Source organism: Actinomycetospora rhizophila (genome assembly GCF_042657905.1).
GTDB classification, from domain to species: Bacteria; Actinomycetota; Actinomycetes; order Mycobacteriales; family Pseudonocardiaceae; genus Actinomycetospora; species Actinomycetospora rhizophila.
In genome coordinates this window covers 13,210-28,197 of the sequence record NZ_JBHSKG010000018.1, presented here as the reverse complement: position 1 = coordinate 28,197, position 14,988 = coordinate 13,210, and the positions used below count along the sequence as shown (strand labels likewise).

At 72.7% G+C, this 14,988-nt stretch carries 14 protein-coding genes, 3 tRNA genes and 1 pseudogene; 11 read left to right on the top strand and 7 right to left on the bottom strand.

Translation table 11 applies throughout. The features are described 5' to 3' along the window. Positions 1-3 precede the first annotated feature (3 nt). Positions 4-1,221, top strand: coding sequence for a cysteine desulfurase-like protein (locus ACFPK1_RS26195; RefSeq protein ID WP_378023892.1), 1,218 nt, complete (start codon positions 4-6; stop codon positions 1,219-1,221). 172 nt (positions 1,222-1,393) lie between these two features. On the opposite strand, the gene ACFPK1_RS26190 is transcribed toward ACFPK1_RS26195, so the two are convergent. Next, positions 1,394-2,404, bottom strand: coding sequence for an NAD(P)H-quinone oxidoreductase (locus tag ACFPK1_RS26190; protein WP_378023891.1), 1,011 nt, complete (start codon positions 2,402-2,404; stop codon positions 1,394-1,396). Between the two features lie 78 nt (positions 2,405-2,482). Between ACFPK1_RS26190 and ACFPK1_RS26185 the strand changes: the two genes are divergently transcribed. The 4 genes from ACFPK1_RS26185 to ACFPK1_RS26170 all read left to right on the top strand — a co-directional run bounded on the left by ACFPK1_RS26185 (position 2,483) and on the right by ACFPK1_RS26170 (position 4,743). Then, entirely contained in the window at positions 2,483-2,950 is a 468-nt protein-coding gene (locus ACFPK1_RS26185; protein WP_378023890.1) for a MarR family winged helix-turn-helix transcriptional regulator, read from the top strand. Positions 2,951-2,971: 21 nt separating this feature from the next. Continuing rightward, positions 2,972-3,056, top strand: a tRNA-Ser gene (locus tag ACFPK1_RS26180). Between the two features lie 158 nt (positions 3,057-3,214). Continuing rightward, a complete protein-coding gene (locus ACFPK1_RS26175) occupies positions 3,215-3,628 on the top strand; it encodes a PPOX class F420-dependent oxidoreductase (RefSeq protein ID WP_378023889.1) in 414 nt (137 codons plus the stop codon). Between the two features lie 590 nt (positions 3,629-4,218). Further along, a complete protein-coding gene (locus ACFPK1_RS26170; RefSeq protein WP_378023888.1) occupies positions 4,219-4,743 on the top strand; it encodes a DinB family protein in 525 nt (174 codons plus the stop codon). Positions 4,744-4,747: 4 nt separating this feature from the next. Here the strand turns inward: ACFPK1_RS26170 and ACFPK1_RS26165 are convergent, their stop codons facing one another. Both ACFPK1_RS26165 and ACFPK1_RS26160 read right to left on the bottom strand, forming a co-directional pair. Further along, positions 4,748-4,981, bottom strand: a complete 234-nt coding sequence (locus ACFPK1_RS26165) for a hypothetical protein (RefSeq protein ID WP_378023887.1) — start codon at positions 4,979-4,981, stop codon at positions 4,748-4,750. A 57-nt stretch (positions 4,982-5,038) separates the two neighbouring features. Then, positions 5,039-5,716 (bottom strand): DUF1990 family protein, encoded by a 678-nt coding sequence (locus ACFPK1_RS26160; RefSeq protein ID WP_378023886.1) that lies wholly within the window; start codon positions 5,714-5,716, stop codon positions 5,039-5,041. 166 nt (positions 5,717-5,882) lie between these two features. On the opposite strand from ACFPK1_RS26160, the gene ACFPK1_RS26155 reads away from it, so the two are divergent. Then, the gene (locus tag ACFPK1_RS26155; protein ID WP_378023885.1) at positions 5,883-6,533 is read left to right on the top strand and encodes a DUF1990 family protein; all 651 of its coding nucleotides are present in this window, start codon (positions 5,883-5,885) and stop codon (positions 6,531-6,533) included. Between the two features lie 64 nt (positions 6,534-6,597). Continuing rightward, positions 6,598-7,560 (top strand): annotated as a pseudogene (locus ACFPK1_RS26150) (acyltransferase family protein); the annotation flags it as partial. A 65-nt stretch (positions 7,561-7,625) separates the two neighbouring features. On the opposite strand, the gene hisC reads toward ACFPK1_RS26150, so the two are convergent. Continuing rightward, a complete protein-coding gene (hisC, locus tag ACFPK1_RS26145; protein ID WP_378023884.1) occupies positions 7,626-8,678 on the bottom strand; it encodes a histidinol-phosphate transaminase in 1,053 nt (350 codons plus the stop codon). Positions 8,679-8,776: 98 nt separating this feature from the next. Between hisC and ACFPK1_RS26140 the strand changes: the two genes are divergently transcribed. After that, entirely contained in the window at positions 8,777-9,529 is a 753-nt protein-coding gene (locus ACFPK1_RS26140; RefSeq protein WP_378023883.1) for a dienelactone hydrolase family protein, read from the top strand. Positions 9,530-9,553: 24 nt separating this feature from the next. Further along, entirely contained in the window at positions 9,554-11,305 is a 1,752-nt protein-coding gene (locus tag ACFPK1_RS26135) for a phosphatidylglycerol lysyltransferase domain-containing protein (protein WP_378023882.1), read from the top strand. Between the two features lie 98 nt (positions 11,306-11,403). Here the strand turns inward: ACFPK1_RS26135 and ACFPK1_RS26130 are convergent, their stop codons facing one another. Further along, positions 11,404-12,435, bottom strand: a complete 1,032-nt coding sequence (locus ACFPK1_RS26130; protein WP_378023881.1) for a zinc-dependent alcohol dehydrogenase family protein — start codon at positions 12,433-12,435, stop codon at positions 11,404-11,406. A 155-nt stretch (positions 12,436-12,590) separates the two neighbouring features. Between ACFPK1_RS26130 and ACFPK1_RS26125 the strand changes: the two genes are divergently transcribed. Both ACFPK1_RS26125 and ACFPK1_RS26120 read left to right on the top strand, forming a co-directional pair. Then, positions 12,591-12,680: transfer RNA gene (locus ACFPK1_RS26125), tRNA-Ser, on the top strand. A 42-nt stretch (positions 12,681-12,722) separates the two neighbouring features. Then, positions 12,723-12,795, top strand: a tRNA-Arg gene (locus ACFPK1_RS26120). Between the two features lie 433 nt (positions 12,796-13,228). Here ACFPK1_RS26120 and ACFPK1_RS26115 read toward each other — a convergent pair. Together ACFPK1_RS26115 and ACFPK1_RS26110 are read right to left on the bottom strand one after the other, a co-directional pair. Further along, the gene (locus tag ACFPK1_RS26115; protein WP_378023880.1) at positions 13,229-13,900 is read right to left on the bottom strand and encodes a DUF2182 domain-containing protein; all 672 of its coding nucleotides are present in this window, start codon (positions 13,898-13,900) and stop codon (positions 13,229-13,231) included. Positions 13,901-14,051: 151 nt separating this feature from the next. Beyond that, positions 14,052-14,654 (bottom strand): DUF1326 domain-containing protein, encoded by a 603-nt coding sequence (locus tag ACFPK1_RS26110; RefSeq protein WP_378023879.1) that lies wholly within the window; start codon positions 14,652-14,654, stop codon positions 14,052-14,054. Between the last annotated feature and the right edge of the window lie 334 nt (positions 14,655-14,988).

Below are 14,988 nucleotides of genomic sequence, written 5' to 3'. Positions count from 1 at the left end.
AGCATGGCGTTCGACGTCGCTCGGGTCCGCGGCCTGGTGCCCGCCCTGGGTGACGGGTGGGCGCACCTGGACGGCCCGACCGGCATGCAGGTGCCCGAGCAGGTCGCCACGGCGGTCTCCTCGGCGCTGCGCGCGCCGGTCTCGCGACCCGGCGGGGTCTTCCCGGCCTCGCAGCGCGGCGGCGCCATCATCGAGGCCGCGCGGCGTGCCGTCGCCGACCTCGTGGGCGCCGATCCCAAGGGCGTCGTCCTCGGTCCCGGCCCCGCGCCGCTGCTCGAGCGGCTCGCCGACGCCCTGAGCGCCGACTGGGCCCTCGGCGACGAGGCCGTCGTCTCCCGGCTCGACGACACCGCGAACGTCGCGCCGTGGCACCGCGCCGCCCAGCGCACCGGCGGGCGGGTGGTCACCGCCGAGATCGACGTCGAGACCTGCGAGCTGCCGAGCTGGCAGTTCGACGAGCTGCTGGGCGAGCGCACCCGCGTCGTCACCGTCACCGCGGCCTGCCCGGCGATCGGCACCCGCACCGAGGTCGCGGCCATCGCCCGCAAGGTGCACGCGCTGCCCCAGCCCGGTGTCGGCATCGAGCCGCTGATGGTCGTCGACGCCACCGCCGCGGCACCCTTCCTGCCGCTGGACCTCGACACCATGGGCGCCGACATCATGGTGCTCTCCGCGGCGGCCTGGGGCGGTCCACCGGTCGGCGCGCTGGTGTTCCGCAACCCGGCGCTGCTCGACCGCCTGCCCGCCGTCTCGCTCGACGCGTCGGCGAAGGGGCCCGAGCGCCTCGAGATCGGCGACGCCCCCTACGCGCTGCTCGCCGGGCTCGTCGCGTCGATCGACTACCTCGCCGACCTCGACGACCACGCCGACGGCCCCCGCCGCGAGCGCGTGCTGACCTCGATGAGCTCGGTGCGCAGCCATCAGGACGAGCTCACCGCCTACCTCGTCTCCGAGCTGCGCTTCCTGCCCGGCGTCATGGTCATCGGCGAGCCGCCCCGCCGCATCCCCGTCGTCGCCTTCACCGTCGCCGGCCGCACCGCGCGCGAGGTCGCCGAACGCGTCGCCGAGCACGGCGTCTGCGTCGTCACCGACACGGGCGACAGCGGCGCGCTCGAGGTCCTCGGCGGCGCCGAGGTCGGCGGCGTCGTGCGCGTGGGCCTGGCGCACTACACCACCCGCGCCGAGATCGACACGCTCGTCACCGCCCTCGCGCGCCTGTAGCTCGCCCTCGTGTCAGCGGTGCGGCCTCGCTGACACTGGACGTCAGAATCGCCACACGCTCGATGCGCGACACGCCGTGCGGCGTGGCGCCGGGCGTCGCCCGGAGATCACGAGCACCTCATCCACGTCCGACCGCGCACCCGCGTCGACGAGGTGCCCCTGATCTCATCGGTCAGCCGTCCAGGACCCCGTCCTCGTCACGCACCACGAGCACGAGCTTCCCGACGACGCCGCCCTCGTCGAGCGCCGCGTGCGCGCGGGACGCCTCGGCCACGGGGACGTACTGGTGGATCACGGGACGGACGCGGCCCTGCCCGATCAGCGGCCAGACGTCCTCGCGGGTGGCGGCGACGATGGCGCCCTTGCCGTCGGGCCCCTCGACCTCGCGCCCGCGCAGCGTGGTGGCGCCGATCGAGAGACGCCGCCCGAGCATCGACGCGAGGTTGATCTCGGTCTTCGCGCCGCCCATCAGCCCGATGATGACCAGGCGGCCGCCGACGGCGAGTGCCTTGAGGTTCGCCGCCAGCATCGACGCGCCCATGTTGTCGAGGATGACGTCGACACCGCGGTCGTCGGTGGCGCTACCGACCTCGGTGGGCAGGTCGTCGTGGTAGTCGATGGCGACGTCGGCGCCGAGGTCGAGGCACGTCTGCAGCCGCTCGGGCGAGCCCGCCGTCGCGAGGACGCGGGCGCCCATGGCCTTGCCGATCTGGATCGCGTGGGTGCCGATGCCCCCGGACCCGCCGTGCACGAGCAGCGTCTCGCCCTCGCGCAGGTGGCCGGTCATGGCGAGGTTCGACCACACCGTGCACGCCACCTCGGGCAGCCCGCCCGCGTCGACGAGCGACACCCCGTCCGGCACCGGCAGCAGCTGGGCCGCCGGCACCGCGACCTTCTCCGCGTACCCGCCGCCGGCCAGCAGCGCGCAGACCTCGTCGCCCACCGACCACCCGGTGACCCCGGCGCCGAGCGCCGCGATCCGTCCCGAGCACTCGAGGCCGGGCACCTCCGACGCGCCCGGGGGCGGCGGATAGTTGCCCTGGCGCTGCATGACGTCGGCGCGGTTGACCGCCGACGCGACGACGTCGATCACGACCTCGCCCGGCCCCGGCTCCGGGTCGGGGTGCTCGACCCACTCGAGGACGTCGGGGCCGCCGGGCTCGCGGATGCTGATGGCGTACACGGCGCGGCACGCTATCGGCGCCCGCCCGTCCCCGCGCGTTCCGTACCGCGAGTACGTCTGCGGCATTATCGTGGCGTGATGGCCGAGCAGGAGCCGCGCTGGCTCGACCCCGTCGAGTGGCACGCGTGGCGCAACTACATCGCAGGTCAGGCCCTCCTGGCCGGGCGGCTCAACCGCGAGCTGTCCGACCGGCACGGCCTCTCCCTGGCCGACTACGAGATCCTCGTGCGCCTCTCGGAGCAGGAGGACCACCGGATGCGGATGAGCCTGCTCGCCGAGGAGGTCGTGGCGTCGAAGTCGCGGCTCTCCCACCAGGTGTCACGCCTCGAGGTCGACGACCTCGTGCGCCGCGAGCTGTGTCCCTCCGACGGCCGGGGTGTCTTCGCGGTCCTCACCGAGCACGGCTTCGACGTGCTCCAGCGCGCGGCGCCCCACCACCTCGAGGGTGTGCGCGCCCACTTCGTCGACCTCCTCGACGACCACGAGCGCAAGGTCATCGGCGACGTCTTCGAGCGCGTCGTGACCAAGCTGCGCGCCGACTCCTGACCGGCCCTTACCCTGGCCCGCGGAAGCGTGGCAGAGCGGCCGATTGCATCCGCCTTGAAAGCGGACGTCACGAGAGTGACCGGGGGTTCGAATCCCCCCGCTTCCGCAGGTGAGAGCCGGTGCGGACGATCTTCGTGGGTCGCCGGTGATCCAGTGACAGCGGTGGATGACACTCCTCGAGCTGGTCGTCGAGCAGGCCCCCATGCCCCTGTCGGTGATGTGTGCCTTGTCCGATACTGCGTCGGACTTCTGGGGGGAGGCGTCGTGTCGTTCACGGACGCGGAGATCGAGTTCATCCAGGCGCAGGGCATCGGACGGCTGGCCACCGTCGATCCGGACGGGCAGCCGGACGTCGTGCCTGTCGCGGTCGAGTTCGACGGGCAGCACCTCTGGGTGGGAGGCCCCGGGGACGTCGTCCGGACCCGCAAGTTCCGCAACGTTGCCGGCGGTTCTGCTCGGGTCAGCATCGTCTTCGACGACCTGCCGTCGATGGAGCCGTTCGTGGCCCGCGGTCTCAGGGTCTACGGGGAGGCCGAGCAGCCCTTCGAGCGCGTCGGGATGGTCGGGCCGGGCACCTACATGCGGATCACGCGCACGGTCTCGTGGAGCTGGAATCTCGCCGGAGAACCGGCGGGCGACGAGTGGTACCCGGTGGCCCGCCGCGAGCACGTGGGCTGACAGCTGCCGTCGAGGAGACCGGTGCCGCGTCGTGGACCACGGCTGGGCCGATGCCGGCGGGAGGTGCGCCTCTCGAACAGTGCGATCGTTGTCCGTACGAATGGCGCGGATTCCGCCGTCGATGTCGCGCGACGCCGTTGACCGGTCGCGATGACGAGGAGCAGCATCGAGAGGGCCCTGTTCGGTCGGATTGACAGAACAGACGGCCCTCGGGGCCGGGGGCGCGCGTCATCGGCGCGCGCCCTCTCCCGATATCCGTGGCAGACGGTCCTACGTGGAGAACCGGGTGGGGGACAGCGGTCGCGTGTCCGCGGCGACGGGCCGGTGGCACGCCGATGTGCTGCCGGGCTCGCAGGCCGCTGTCCAGCGGGGATGCCTCTGCTCGGTGCTCGCCAACGCCGCCTACCGCACCGGCGCCTCGGATCTCCCCCTCGTCGAGGCGGACTGTCCCCTCCACGCACAGCAGCCGGGGGCGTCGGCGTGGCCGGAACTGGCGTGACAGTTCGGGAGTCGCTTTTCTGACACGGCGAGTCGATCACCGGGAGAATGCGCGCGGAGAAATGCGACGCCGATCGCTACCCTGCCCCGTCGTGGATCACGGCACCGACCGGAGCGGCCTCCTGCGCGGCCAGCTCGCCCTCACCCGGCAGCTCGCGGAGATCGTGCTCGCGGACCTCACCGACGAGGTGTGCCTGCGGCGGCCTTCACCGGGCAGCTGGACCGTGCACCGCGACGACCGCGGCCGCTGGGTGCCCGACTGGGACGACGACCCACCCGACGACCTCGCCCAGCCGAGCCTCGCGTGGACGATGTGGCAGGCGCTCTGGTGGGGGACGGTGCTGCTCGACCAGGCCGAGGGCCGCCCCGTGACGCCGCGCGAGGAGATCGTCTGGCCCGGGGCGACCGCGGGCGTCGACGCGCTGCGCCGGCTCCACGACCGTTGGGACGCGTTCCTCGCCGCGCGCACCGAGGCCGAGCTCGACGCGGGCGACGTGGTCACGTTCCCGTTCGACGACGGCCGCCCGCTCGCGGCGATCGCCGCGTGGGCGAACGTGGAGCTGACGAAGAACGTCGCCGAGATGGGGGTGCTGCGCCGGCTCGCCGAGGCGGCCTGACCCGTCACTCCGGGCGGTCGTCCTCGTCCGGCTGCTGCCGGCGGATGCTGTCGAGGATGTCGTCGATCTCGGAGCGGTCGCGCGGCGGCCGCACGCGGCGGCTCTCGAAGGCGAGGTGCTGGAACTGCGGCGCGAGCGCGCGCCACACCTCCTTCTTCATCGCCTCGTCGACCGCCTCACCGAGCTGGGGGTCCGGTGAGGTCTCGTCGACGGGCTCGTCGCCCTCGGGTGTGGACATCCGCGCCTCCGTACCTCGGTACCGCCGGGATGCCCGCTGCGCGCGGTGGTGAAGCGCTCAGTCGGTCGGCGCGATGACGATGTCGCCGGGTCCGATCCGTCGCGGCTCCGGGCGCTTCCCGCCCGCGGACACCTCGGCGACGAGACGGGCCAGGCGCCGGCCGGCGGCCCGGTAGAAGCGGGTCTGCGTCCAGCGCCCGAACACGCCGAAGCCGAGCGCGACGACCGGGTTGGGGATCTTCGCGCGGCTGGAGACCCCGGTCATGACGAACTCGACGCGGCCGGTGTCGAGGTTCTTGACCACCTCGTAGACCAGCCGCCCGCGCTCCAGGTGGTGCTCGAGCGTGCGGTAGCTCCAGCCCCACGAGCGCTCGCGGGTGCCGTCGGCGCGGTCGCGGACCTCGTCGACCTCGGCGTCGACGCGCACGCCCATCGGGAAGCGCAGGACGATGAAGCGGCCTTCGAGCAGCATGTCGCGCCCGACCAGCGGGGCGTCGGCGTGGAAGTACGCGTGCATGATCTTCGGCTCGGCGAACTCGTAGTCGAGCACCATCCGGCACGCGAGGTCGAACGGACCGTCGGGCACGGGCTCGCCGGGCTCCTCGTCGCCGAGCAGGTGGCGCACGCGGTCGTGGTGCCAGCCGCGGCCGTCGGTCTCGGCGGGGTCGAAGTTGAGCCCGTACGCGGCGATCTCGCGCAGGCCGCGGTCCGGGTCGGGGTGGGCCGTGAACCTCACGCGGTGCCTCTCGATCGCCGGGCAGGACGGGAGAACGGTCGGGGGCCGGACGGCCCGGCGCATGCTGTCATCGACGGACGGCTACCCACACACCGTGTCGCCTCGACCTCTGTTGTCCCGTCGCCCCCCGCTCGGACGCCTCCGGCGCGGCTGGGGCGCCCTGATCATGACGGGGCGGCACCTGCGGAGCCTGCCGGTCCTCGATCGCCGGCACGAGGACGGTGACGGCACCGACCTCCCCGCCCCCTGGCCCCTCGCCCTCGTCGACGAGCGCACCAAGACCATCGAGCGGGGGTACGGGCCGCTGTTCCATCGCACGTTCACCGTGCGGGCCGTCGACGCCCGGCACGGCGCCACCGACCTCATCGAGGTCCTGTCCCGCGACCTCGACCGCGGCGCCCCGCCCCACGTCGTGACGTTCGCCCGCGAGCGCGGGGAGCCCGGCCGCATGCTCGTCGGCGACGAGTACCGCGTCTACATGCCGGCGCCGTGGGACGGGCCCGTCCGCGTGCTCGCGCGCACCGAGCAGTCGTTCCGCTTCGGCACGCTCGACGGCCACCTCGAGGCCGGCGAGATCGAGTTCCGGGCCACCGACGCCGGGGCGGGGATCGTCGACTTCACGATCGAGGTCTGGTCCCGGGCGGGCGACCGCGCCGCCGAGGTCCTCTACGGGCGCCTCGGCGTCGGGCGCGAGGTCCAGGCGAGCCTGTGGGTGCAGTTCTGCCTCGGCGCCGTCGAGCTCGTCGAGGGCCGTCGGGAGGGCCACGTGCGGGAGATCACCCGTCGGGTACCGGTGCGTGAGCTGGACGGACGCTGAGTTCAGGTCCGCCGTGGGCTGACCACAGCGTCCTCTCAGGAACCGTTCCTAGCGTCCGGACGTTGTGGATCGAACACGGCAGCTGAGCTGGGACGTCGTCCGCGTCGTCGCGGTCGCGAGCGTGGTGCTGCAGCACGCCACGTACTCGGTCATCGGCGTCATGCCGTGGATGCCCCGGCTGCCGTTCGTGTGGCCGATCCAGGCGGGCGCGAACACGCTGATGGTGATCTCGGCGTTCTTCGTGTGCCGGACGCTGGCGACCCGCCCGCCGGGCCGCTGGTGGGTCGACCGGCTGGCCCGGCTGCTGCCCGCCTACGTCGTCGCGGTGCTCGTGACCTACCTGCTGACGCTCTACGCCGCGCAGTTCGGCTACTGGCGGCCCAGCGGCGTCGACCTCATCGGCAACCTCCTGCTGGTGCAGGGCTGGGACTCGCGCGTCACCTACATCGACCACTCGTACTGGACGCTGCCCGCCCAGCTCGCGATGTTCACCCTCGCCGCCGCGGCCGCCGCCTACCTCGGCCGCGGGTTCTGGCGGCGGAGCTGGACGCTCCAGGCGCTGGCGTGGGGGATCATCGTCGTCCCCGCCCTGATGCTGGAGGTCGGCGCGGCCGACGGGGTGCTGAGCAACGTCTTCCACGGCCTCGTGATGTTCCGCTGGCAGATGTTCGGCATCGGGCTGGCCGTCTGGCTGTGGTCCCGCGGGCGCATCCACGTCGCGCACCTCGGCGCGCTGGTCGCCGCGGCGCTGGTCGCCGAGAACCTGCACACCCCCGACCTGCCCTCGGTGCTCGTCCTGGCGCTCGCGGTGCTGGGGATCGCGGCCGCCGGCGCCGGGCGTGACTGGAGCGTGCTGCGGGTGGGCCGGCTGCCGCGGGTGATCACCTGGCTCGCCGGCATCTCCTACGGCATCTACCTGATGAACCAGCAGATCGGCTACTTCGTCGCCTGGGGCCTGCGCGACCGCTTCGGGATCGACGGGTGGCCGCGCCTCGTGGCCGTCGTCGCCGTGGCGGTGCTGCTCGGGTGGCTGCTGACCGTGCTGGTCGAGCGGCCCGCGCACCGCTGGCTGGTGCGGCGTCCGTCCCGGAATCAGAGGCTGAACGAGCCCGCCGCCGCGAGGAAGAGGTCGACCTCCTCGGGCGTGCCGGCGCTGACCCGCACGCCGTCGCCCGCGAACGCGCGCACGACGACCTTGTTCTCGAGCGCGTGCTCGGAGAACTCCACGGCCCGCTCGCCCAGCGGCAGCCAGACGAAGTTGGTCTGCGACGGCGGCACCTCGTACCCCATCGACCGCAGCTCGGAGGCCATCCGCCCGACCTCGGCGACCGCGCCCGCGCAGTCGGCGTGCAGCTCGTCGAGGTGGTCGAGCGCGGCGAGCGCCCCCGCCTGCGCCGCCGACGAGACCCCGAACGGCACCGCGACCCCGCGCAGCGCGGCCGCGAGCTCGGCCGGCCCGATCGCGTAGCCCACGCGCAGGCCGGCGAGCCGGTGGGCCTTGGAGAAGGTCCGCAGCACGCAGATGTTGTCGTACTCCTGGGCGAGCGCGAGCCCGTCGGGCACGGCCGGGTCCGAGACGAACTCGCGGTAGGCCTCGTCGAGCACCACGAGGACGTCGCCGGGGACGCGGTCGAGGAAGGCGCGCAGCGCGGTCTCGTCGACCGCCGTGCCCGTCGGGTTGTTCGGGTTGCAGACGAACACGAGCCGCGTGCGCGGGGTGATCGCGTCGGCCATCGCGTCGAGGTCGTGGACGTGGCCCGCGGTGAGCGGGACCCGCACGGCCTGCGCGTGGCCCGCGAGCGCGACGATCGGGTAGGCCTCGAACGAGCGCCAGGCGAAGACGACCTCGTCGCCGGGCGCGCAGACCGACTGCACGAGCTGGCCGCACAGCGCCACCGAGCCGGTGCCGACGGCGATCCGCGCCGGGTCGACGCCGTGGTGCTCGGCGAGGCGGGCCGTCAGCGTCGTCACGGCGATGTCGGGATAGCGGTTGCCGGCCTCGACGGCACGGTGGATCGCGGAGAGCACCGCGGGCAGGGGCGGCAGCGGCATCTCGTTGCTCGCGAGCTTCACGGCCCCGGGCACGGTGCGGCCGGCGACGTAGGCGGGGAGGGCGGCGAGGTCGTCACGCAGGCGCACGGGCACGGTCACCACGGTAAACGCCCGGCGGCGGGTCCCCGCCCGACGGCCGTGATCCACCGGCCGGGCGGCACCTGCCCCCGCTGACGTGGAAGGCTGAACGCATGACGGGGACCCACACCGAGACCATCCCTCTGGTCGACGAGACCCAGCTGCGGGTGACGATCGCCGAGCCGGACGGGGCGGTGCGCGGTGGTGTGGTCGTCCTGCACGAGTCGCGGGGGATCACGTCCCGCACCCAGGCCATCGTCGCGGCCCTCGCGGGCGAGGGGTGGCTCGCGGTCGCGCCCCACCTCTACCACCGCGACGACCCCGGCATCGACGAGCAGACCGGCGACGAGGAGGCCGTCGACCGCGCCGTCGCGAAGATCTCGGGCGAGTCGGTGCTCGCCGACTCCGACGCCGCGTTCGGGATCCTCGCCGAGCGCGGCATCGGGTCCGACCGCATGGGCGTCGTCGGCTTCGACCTCGGCGCCACCGCCGCGCTCGTCGTCGCCGCGCAGCGGTCGCTCGGCGCGGTGGTGACGGTGTCCGCGGCGGGCGTCTCCACGTCGCTGTCGACGGGGCTGCCGGCGCTGGTCGACGTCGTCGGCGAGCTCACCTGCCCGTGGCTCGGGCTCTACGGCGAGCGCGGCGACCCGGTCGACCCCGCCGACGTCGACCGCCTGCGCGAGGCCGCGCACGCCTCGGGCCGGGTGGTCGACGTGGTCGTCTACCCCTCCCGCGAGCACCGGTTCGACGCCGACGAGCGCGCGGCCGAGCAGCCGGATCCCCTGGACGAGGGGAACTCCGAGGAAGCGACCAAGATGGAGGCGCGCAGCAGGGTGCTCAACTGGTTGGATACCCATCTGCGCTGACGCGCGGACGCTGCCGGAGGACACATGACGTCGGGGGTGCGGGCGGATCGCCCCACGACGGCCGCCGTCGAGGGTCGGTTCGCCCGGTTCCGGGGCCGTCGTGTCGCCCGGGTCCTGACGTGGGCGGCGCGGGTCGCCGGCCTGCTGACCGTCCTCTCGCTGCTCACCCCCCTGCTGCGCCGGCGCCTGCAGCCGGCGACCTGGTTCGGCCTGCCGCCCGAGGCCACGCTGGTCGGCGCGGTCGTCGTCGCGACCCTCGGCGTCGGGCTGATGATGCTGGCGACGGGCCTGCGGCGGCGCAAACGGCGGGCCTGGCAGCTCGCCGTCGTGGCCTGCGTGCTGCTGATCGTGTCGCACATCGTGGGGCGCCACGCCCTGGTGCCGACGATCGTCGTCGCCGTCCTGCTCGCCGGCCTGCTGCTGACCCGCCGCGAGTTCACGGCCCTGCCCGACCCCGTCGGGCGCCTCGCCGCGGTGCGGGTCGTGGTCCAGATGCTGCTCGGCGGCTTCGTCACCGTCTTCCTGCTGCTGCTCGTGCGCCCGTCGCTGCTGGCGGGCGGGCCGAGCATCGAGGACAAGCTCGCGCAGGCCGGCCTCTCGCTCGTCGGCGTCAGCGGGCCCGTGGCGTTCCGGGCCGGCTGGTTCGACGACCTCACCGCCGTCCTCGGCCTCTCGTTCGGCGTCGCCGCGCTCGTGCTCGGCGGCTACTTCCTGCTGCGCTCCTCGGAGCCCCGTCCGATGCTGACCGAGGACGAGGGCGCCCGGATCCGCGAGCTGCTCGGCCGCCACGGCCGCGCCGACTCCCTGGGCTACTTCGCGCTGCGCCGCGACAAGTCGGTGGTGTTCTCGCCGTCGGGCAAGGCGGCCGTGGCCTACCGCGTCGTGGCCGGGGTGGCGCTGGCGTCGGGCGACCCGCTCGGTGACCTCGAGGCCTGGCCCGGCGCGATCACCGAGTTCCTCGGCGTCTGCCGCCGCTACGGCTGGGTGCCCGCGGTGCTCGGCTGCTCCGAGGCGGGGGCGCGCGTGTGGCTGCGCGAGGGCGGGCTGGACGCCCTCGAGCTCGGCGACGAGGCGGTCGTCGACGTCGCCACCTTCTCGCTGCAGGGCCGCTCGATGCGCACCGTGCGCCAGGCGGTCTCGCGGATCCAGCGCGCGGGCTACGGGACCACCGTGCGTCGCGTGCGCGACATCCCCGACGAGGAGCTCGCGCAGCTCCGCGAGCTGGTGTCCCGCTGGCGGGGCGGGCCGGCCGAGCGCGGGTTCTCGATGGCGCTGTCCCGGGTCGCCGACGGGGCGTCCGACCCCGAGGCGGTGCTCGTCGTCGCGACCGCCGAGGACGCGGTGCGGGGGCTGCTGCAGTTCGTGCCGTGGGGTGCCGACGGGCTCTCGCTCGACCTCATGATCCGCGACCCCGCGGTGCCCGACAACGGGCTCAACGAGCTGCTCATCGCCGATCTCCTCGGCGCCTGCCGGGGGCTGGGCGTCGACCGGGTGTCGCTGAACTTCGCGGTGTTCCGCTCGGCGCTGGAGCGCGGCGAGAAGATCGGCGCGGGGCCCGTCGCGCGGCTGTGGGCGCGCCTGCTGCGCACGGCGTCGCGGTGGTGGCAGATCGAGACGCTCTACCGGTTCAACGCCCGTTTCGGCCCGGTCTGGGTGCCGCGCTTCCTGGTGTTCGACGCCGTGCGCGACCTGCCGCGCATCGCGGTCGCCGCCTTCGAGGCCGAGGGGTACGGCGGGCGGCCGCCGGCGCTGCTGCGCTTCCTGCGGCGGACCTAGACCTCGCGTACGGGTGGCGTGAGCCGGTGCCCGCGGGCTGGTGCGAGGGACGCCCTGGCTGCCTCGGAAGCAGTCGGGGCGTCCCTCGCACCCGGCGATCAGGGCCGCACGAGCACCTTGAGCGCCTCGCGGTCGTTCATCGCCCGGTAGCCGCTCGGGGTCTCGGCCAGCGGGATCTCGCGGTCGAACACCTTGCCCGGCTCGATCTTCCCGTCGAGCACGTCGGGCAGGAGCTCGTACATGTTCGCCTGGGTCGGGGCGATGCCGCCGGCGACGGTCACGTTCTTCATGAACTTCTGCGCCAGGTTCGGCAGCTCACCGCTCTGCGGCACCCCGACGATGCCGACGTGGCCGCCGGGCTTGGTCAGGTTGATCGCCGAGGTCAGCGACTGCTCGTAGCCCACGGCCTCGATCGCCGAGTGCACGCCGTCGGTGCCGAGCAGGTCGCGGACTCGTTGCTCGCCCTCCTCGCCGCGCTCGGACACGACGTCGGTGGCGCCGAACTCGCGGCCGAGGTCGGTGCGGTCCTTGTGCCGGCCCATGAGGACGATCCGCTCGGCGCCGAGGCGCTTCGCGGCCAGCACGGCGAGCAGCCCGACGGCGCCGTCGCCGATCACCACGACGTCCTTGCCGGGCTCGACCCTCGCCGACACCGCGGCGTGGTGGCCGGTGCCGAAGACGTCGGACAGGGTCAGCAGGCTGGGCATGAGCGCCGAGTCGTGCGGCACCGTCAGCTTCATCAGCGAGGCGTCGGCGAACGGCACGCGGGCGGCCTCGCCCTGCCCGCCGTCGGTCTCGGCGCCCCAGGCGCTGCCGTTCGGGCAGGCGCTGGTGAGGCCGGCCCGGCAGTACTCGCAGGTGCCGTCGGCGTAGTAGAACGGCGCGACGACCAGGTCGCCCTTCTGGATGCGGCTCACGTCGGAGCCGGTCTCCTCGACCACGCCGATGAACTCGTGGCCGATGCGGTCGCCCTGCTCGGTCTGCTCGCGGCTCTTGTAGGGCCAGAGGTCGCTGCCGCAGATGCACGAGTGCGTGATGCGCACGATCGCGTCGGTGGCGTTCTGCAGGGTCGGGTCCGGCACGTCCTCGACACGGATGTCGCCGGCTCCGTAGATCAGGGTCGCCTTCACGGCGGGTGTCCTCCTTGTGGCGGGTCCGGTGGGCTACCCGGCCTCGGGGGGCGCATGCGGGAGCGTGCACACGTCACGTCGCGCCGGGGGGTGGCGACGAACCGGGTCGACGGCGGTGTGTACTGTTTCCCTCCGGAGGCCCCAGGGGGACCTCGGGAGGCTTCGCCTAGTCTGGTCTATGGCGCCGCACTGCTAATGCGGTTGGGAGTTCGGCTCCCTCCCGGGTTCAAATCCCGGAGCCTCCGCGGCCGTGGTCCGGACTGGATCGAGGCTGACAACGAGATACTGCGCCCGTAGCTCAACGGATAGAGCATCTGACTACGGATCAGAAGGTTAGGGGTTCGAATCCCTTCGGGCGCGCGCCGGTCGAGGCAGCTCAGAGGGGTCGCAGCACTGCTGCGGCCCCTCTGTTCATGATCGCGGGTCCACGGTCTGGTCCACGAGCGTTGCCGCCACGACCGAGGCTCCGCCGGGATCGCGTCAGCGGGGGAGCGTCAGGCGCCCTCCGTGACCGATGGCACGTGCGGGTCTCCGCGGGCATCGACCGGGAAGCGCCGGACGACCGTGCTGAACGCTCGCACCCACCGAGGCGTGACAGCGCCAGCCGTGGCCGCATCTCCTCGACCGCTCCAGCCGCCACATCCGCCTCGATCACGTCATGAGTGCGGTGGCATTCCACGGCCGGAGGTCACGTTTCGGAAGGCTCAGCGGAGCACGCGGTACCGTCTAGCTGCGCCGTTCCGGGATCGGAGCATGTGAAGCGGCTCCACATTGTTTCGCCGTGCCGAGCACATCACATCATCATCATGTCGTGCATGCCGGGGATCGTCAGACCGGGAACTGCGCCGGGGTCGATGAGCACGACGATGCCGAGGGCGACGAGGAGTGCCGCCGTTCCGTAAGTGATCAGGGAACGCCGCAACGTCGCGATCTTCTCGACGGCGATGATGACGGCGACGAATGCCATCCACACGATGCTCATGACGCCGAGTGCGAACAGCGCGAGCATGAGAGCCCAGCAGCATCCGAGGCACCAGGCGCCGAGACCTACACCCATCCGGAGCCCGCCGATCGAGCCCTCGCGCCACGAGCCGAGCAGGAAGCCCAACGGGCTCCGGCATCTGGTCAAGCATGCGTTCTTCAACGGGGTGAGCTCGTACAGACCGGCGACGACGAGCGCGGTACCCGCAAGAGCTCGACCGCCGCCGTCCCACGCCAGAGCGTCGGAAGCGAGGTGGCTGAGGGCCGCGCCGACGCCCCACGCGACGGCACCCGCACCGGTCCACGTCAGGAGGTATCCCGCCGTGAAGGCGGAGGGTGCGAGCGGCGTCCGCGCCTTCGTCATGCGCGCGTACAACGCGACGGTCGGCGCGACCGACGGGAACATCATCGCCGCCATCATCACGACCCAGAGCAGGAGGAACCATCCGAGACCGCCGAGTGCGGTCCACGGGCCGGCGTCCATTCCCCGCATCTGCTCCGCGGACCACCACCAGGCGACCGCGGCGATGAGCAGGAGTGCGACGAGGAGACCGAGCCGCGACCTGGCGGCCACGAGTGCCGGACGGGGACCCTCGTCGACGGTGCGACCGCCCCGATCGTCCAGGGTCATGTCGTCAGGCTGCCCAGGAGAAGTCCGCGTGCGAGACCCCCGTCCTGCCCTCATAGCGGATGCCGAAGGCGTCGATGTGTGAGCGCGTGGCCTCGGCCATCGTGAGGTCGGAGGCCACCGGGTGGAACATCCCCGCGAACTTCACCGGTTCGGCGGGCTCCTTGCCGAACGGCACGATGTCCTGGATCTCGAAGTCGATCCCGCCCGAGACGCGCACCGAGTGCCGCAGGCCGTCGTGATCGATCTCGATCGTGGCCCGCTCCGGGCCCATGGCCTCCCCGACGAGCGGCCCGAGCGCCGCCATCGGACCCCCGAGCTGACCGCTGAACACCTGGGCCAGCTGATCGAACTGGGAATCGCTCGCCTGGTCGTCGACGAACACGCCGACGCGCCAGTTGCCCTCGGTCATGACCTTGGGAGTATCGATGATCATGACAATCTTGCGGTCCGACACGTCGGTGCCGTCGATCGAACCTTCTCGGATGTCGAACGCCAGACTGGCACGGCAGAAATCGTAGGTAGCGCCGTGGTCCATCGAGAGGTTGCACGGACACATCAACTCGCAGGAGCAGGTCTCCACGTAGCGGCCCCTCAGGTTCCACGACATGATCGCGCCCCCGTTTCCCCATGACCGAAGGGGAATCGACTGTCCTGCGCACCCCTCATCATGTCAAGGCCCGCGTTCGCCGATCGTCGGGCGACGAGATGCATCGAAAGGAGGGGCGCAACGAACTGCTCCAGGGGCGAGGGACCTCCTTGCGCGTAGAGCGACGGATCGGGGGCACAGAGTCGCCGGATCGTGGCGAGAACCCACGAGAAAAAGGGCAAGGCTGCCTGGACCACCGCTTTCGGACGTTGCTTCGGCACGGTGGAGGCGCACATGAATGCACGCCGACGCCGATCCGAGACCGGCTCAGACGCCGGCCCCTTGCGGGTCGATC

What these genes read in the sequence shown, in the direction of transcription:
- ACFPK1_RS26195 (WP_378023892.1), top strand. Translation starts at nt 4, where the DNA reads ATGGCGTTCGACGTCGCTCGGGTCCGCGGCCTGGTGCCCGCCCTGGGT.
- ACFPK1_RS26185 (WP_378023890.1), top strand. Translation starts at nt 2,483, where the DNA reads ATGGCCGAGCAGGAGCCGCGCTGGCTCGACCCCGTCGAGTGGCACGCG.
- ACFPK1_RS26165 (WP_378023887.1), bottom strand. Translation starts at nt 4,981, where the DNA reads ATGTCCACACCCGAGGGCGACGAGCCCGTCGACGAGACCTCACCGGAC.
- ACFPK1_RS26155 (WP_378023885.1), top strand. Translation starts at nt 5,883, where the DNA reads ATGACGGGGCGGCACCTGCGGAGCCTGCCGGTCCTCGATCGCCGGCAC.
- ACFPK1_RS26140 (WP_378023883.1), top strand. Translation starts at nt 8,777, where the DNA reads ATGACGGGGACCCACACCGAGACCATCCCTCTGGTCGACGAGACCCAG.
- ACFPK1_RS26135 (WP_378023882.1), top strand. Translation starts at nt 9,554, where the DNA reads ATGACGTCGGGGGTGCGGGCGGATCGCCCCACGACGGCCGCCGTCGAG.
- ACFPK1_RS26115 (WP_378023880.1), bottom strand. Translation starts at nt 13,900, where the DNA reads ATGGACGCCGGCCCGTGGACCGCACTCGGCGGTCTCGGATGGTTCCTC.
- ACFPK1_RS26110 (WP_378023879.1), bottom strand. Translation starts at nt 14,654, where the DNA reads ATGTCGTGGAACCTGAGGGGCCGCTACGTGGAGACCTGCTCCTGCGAG.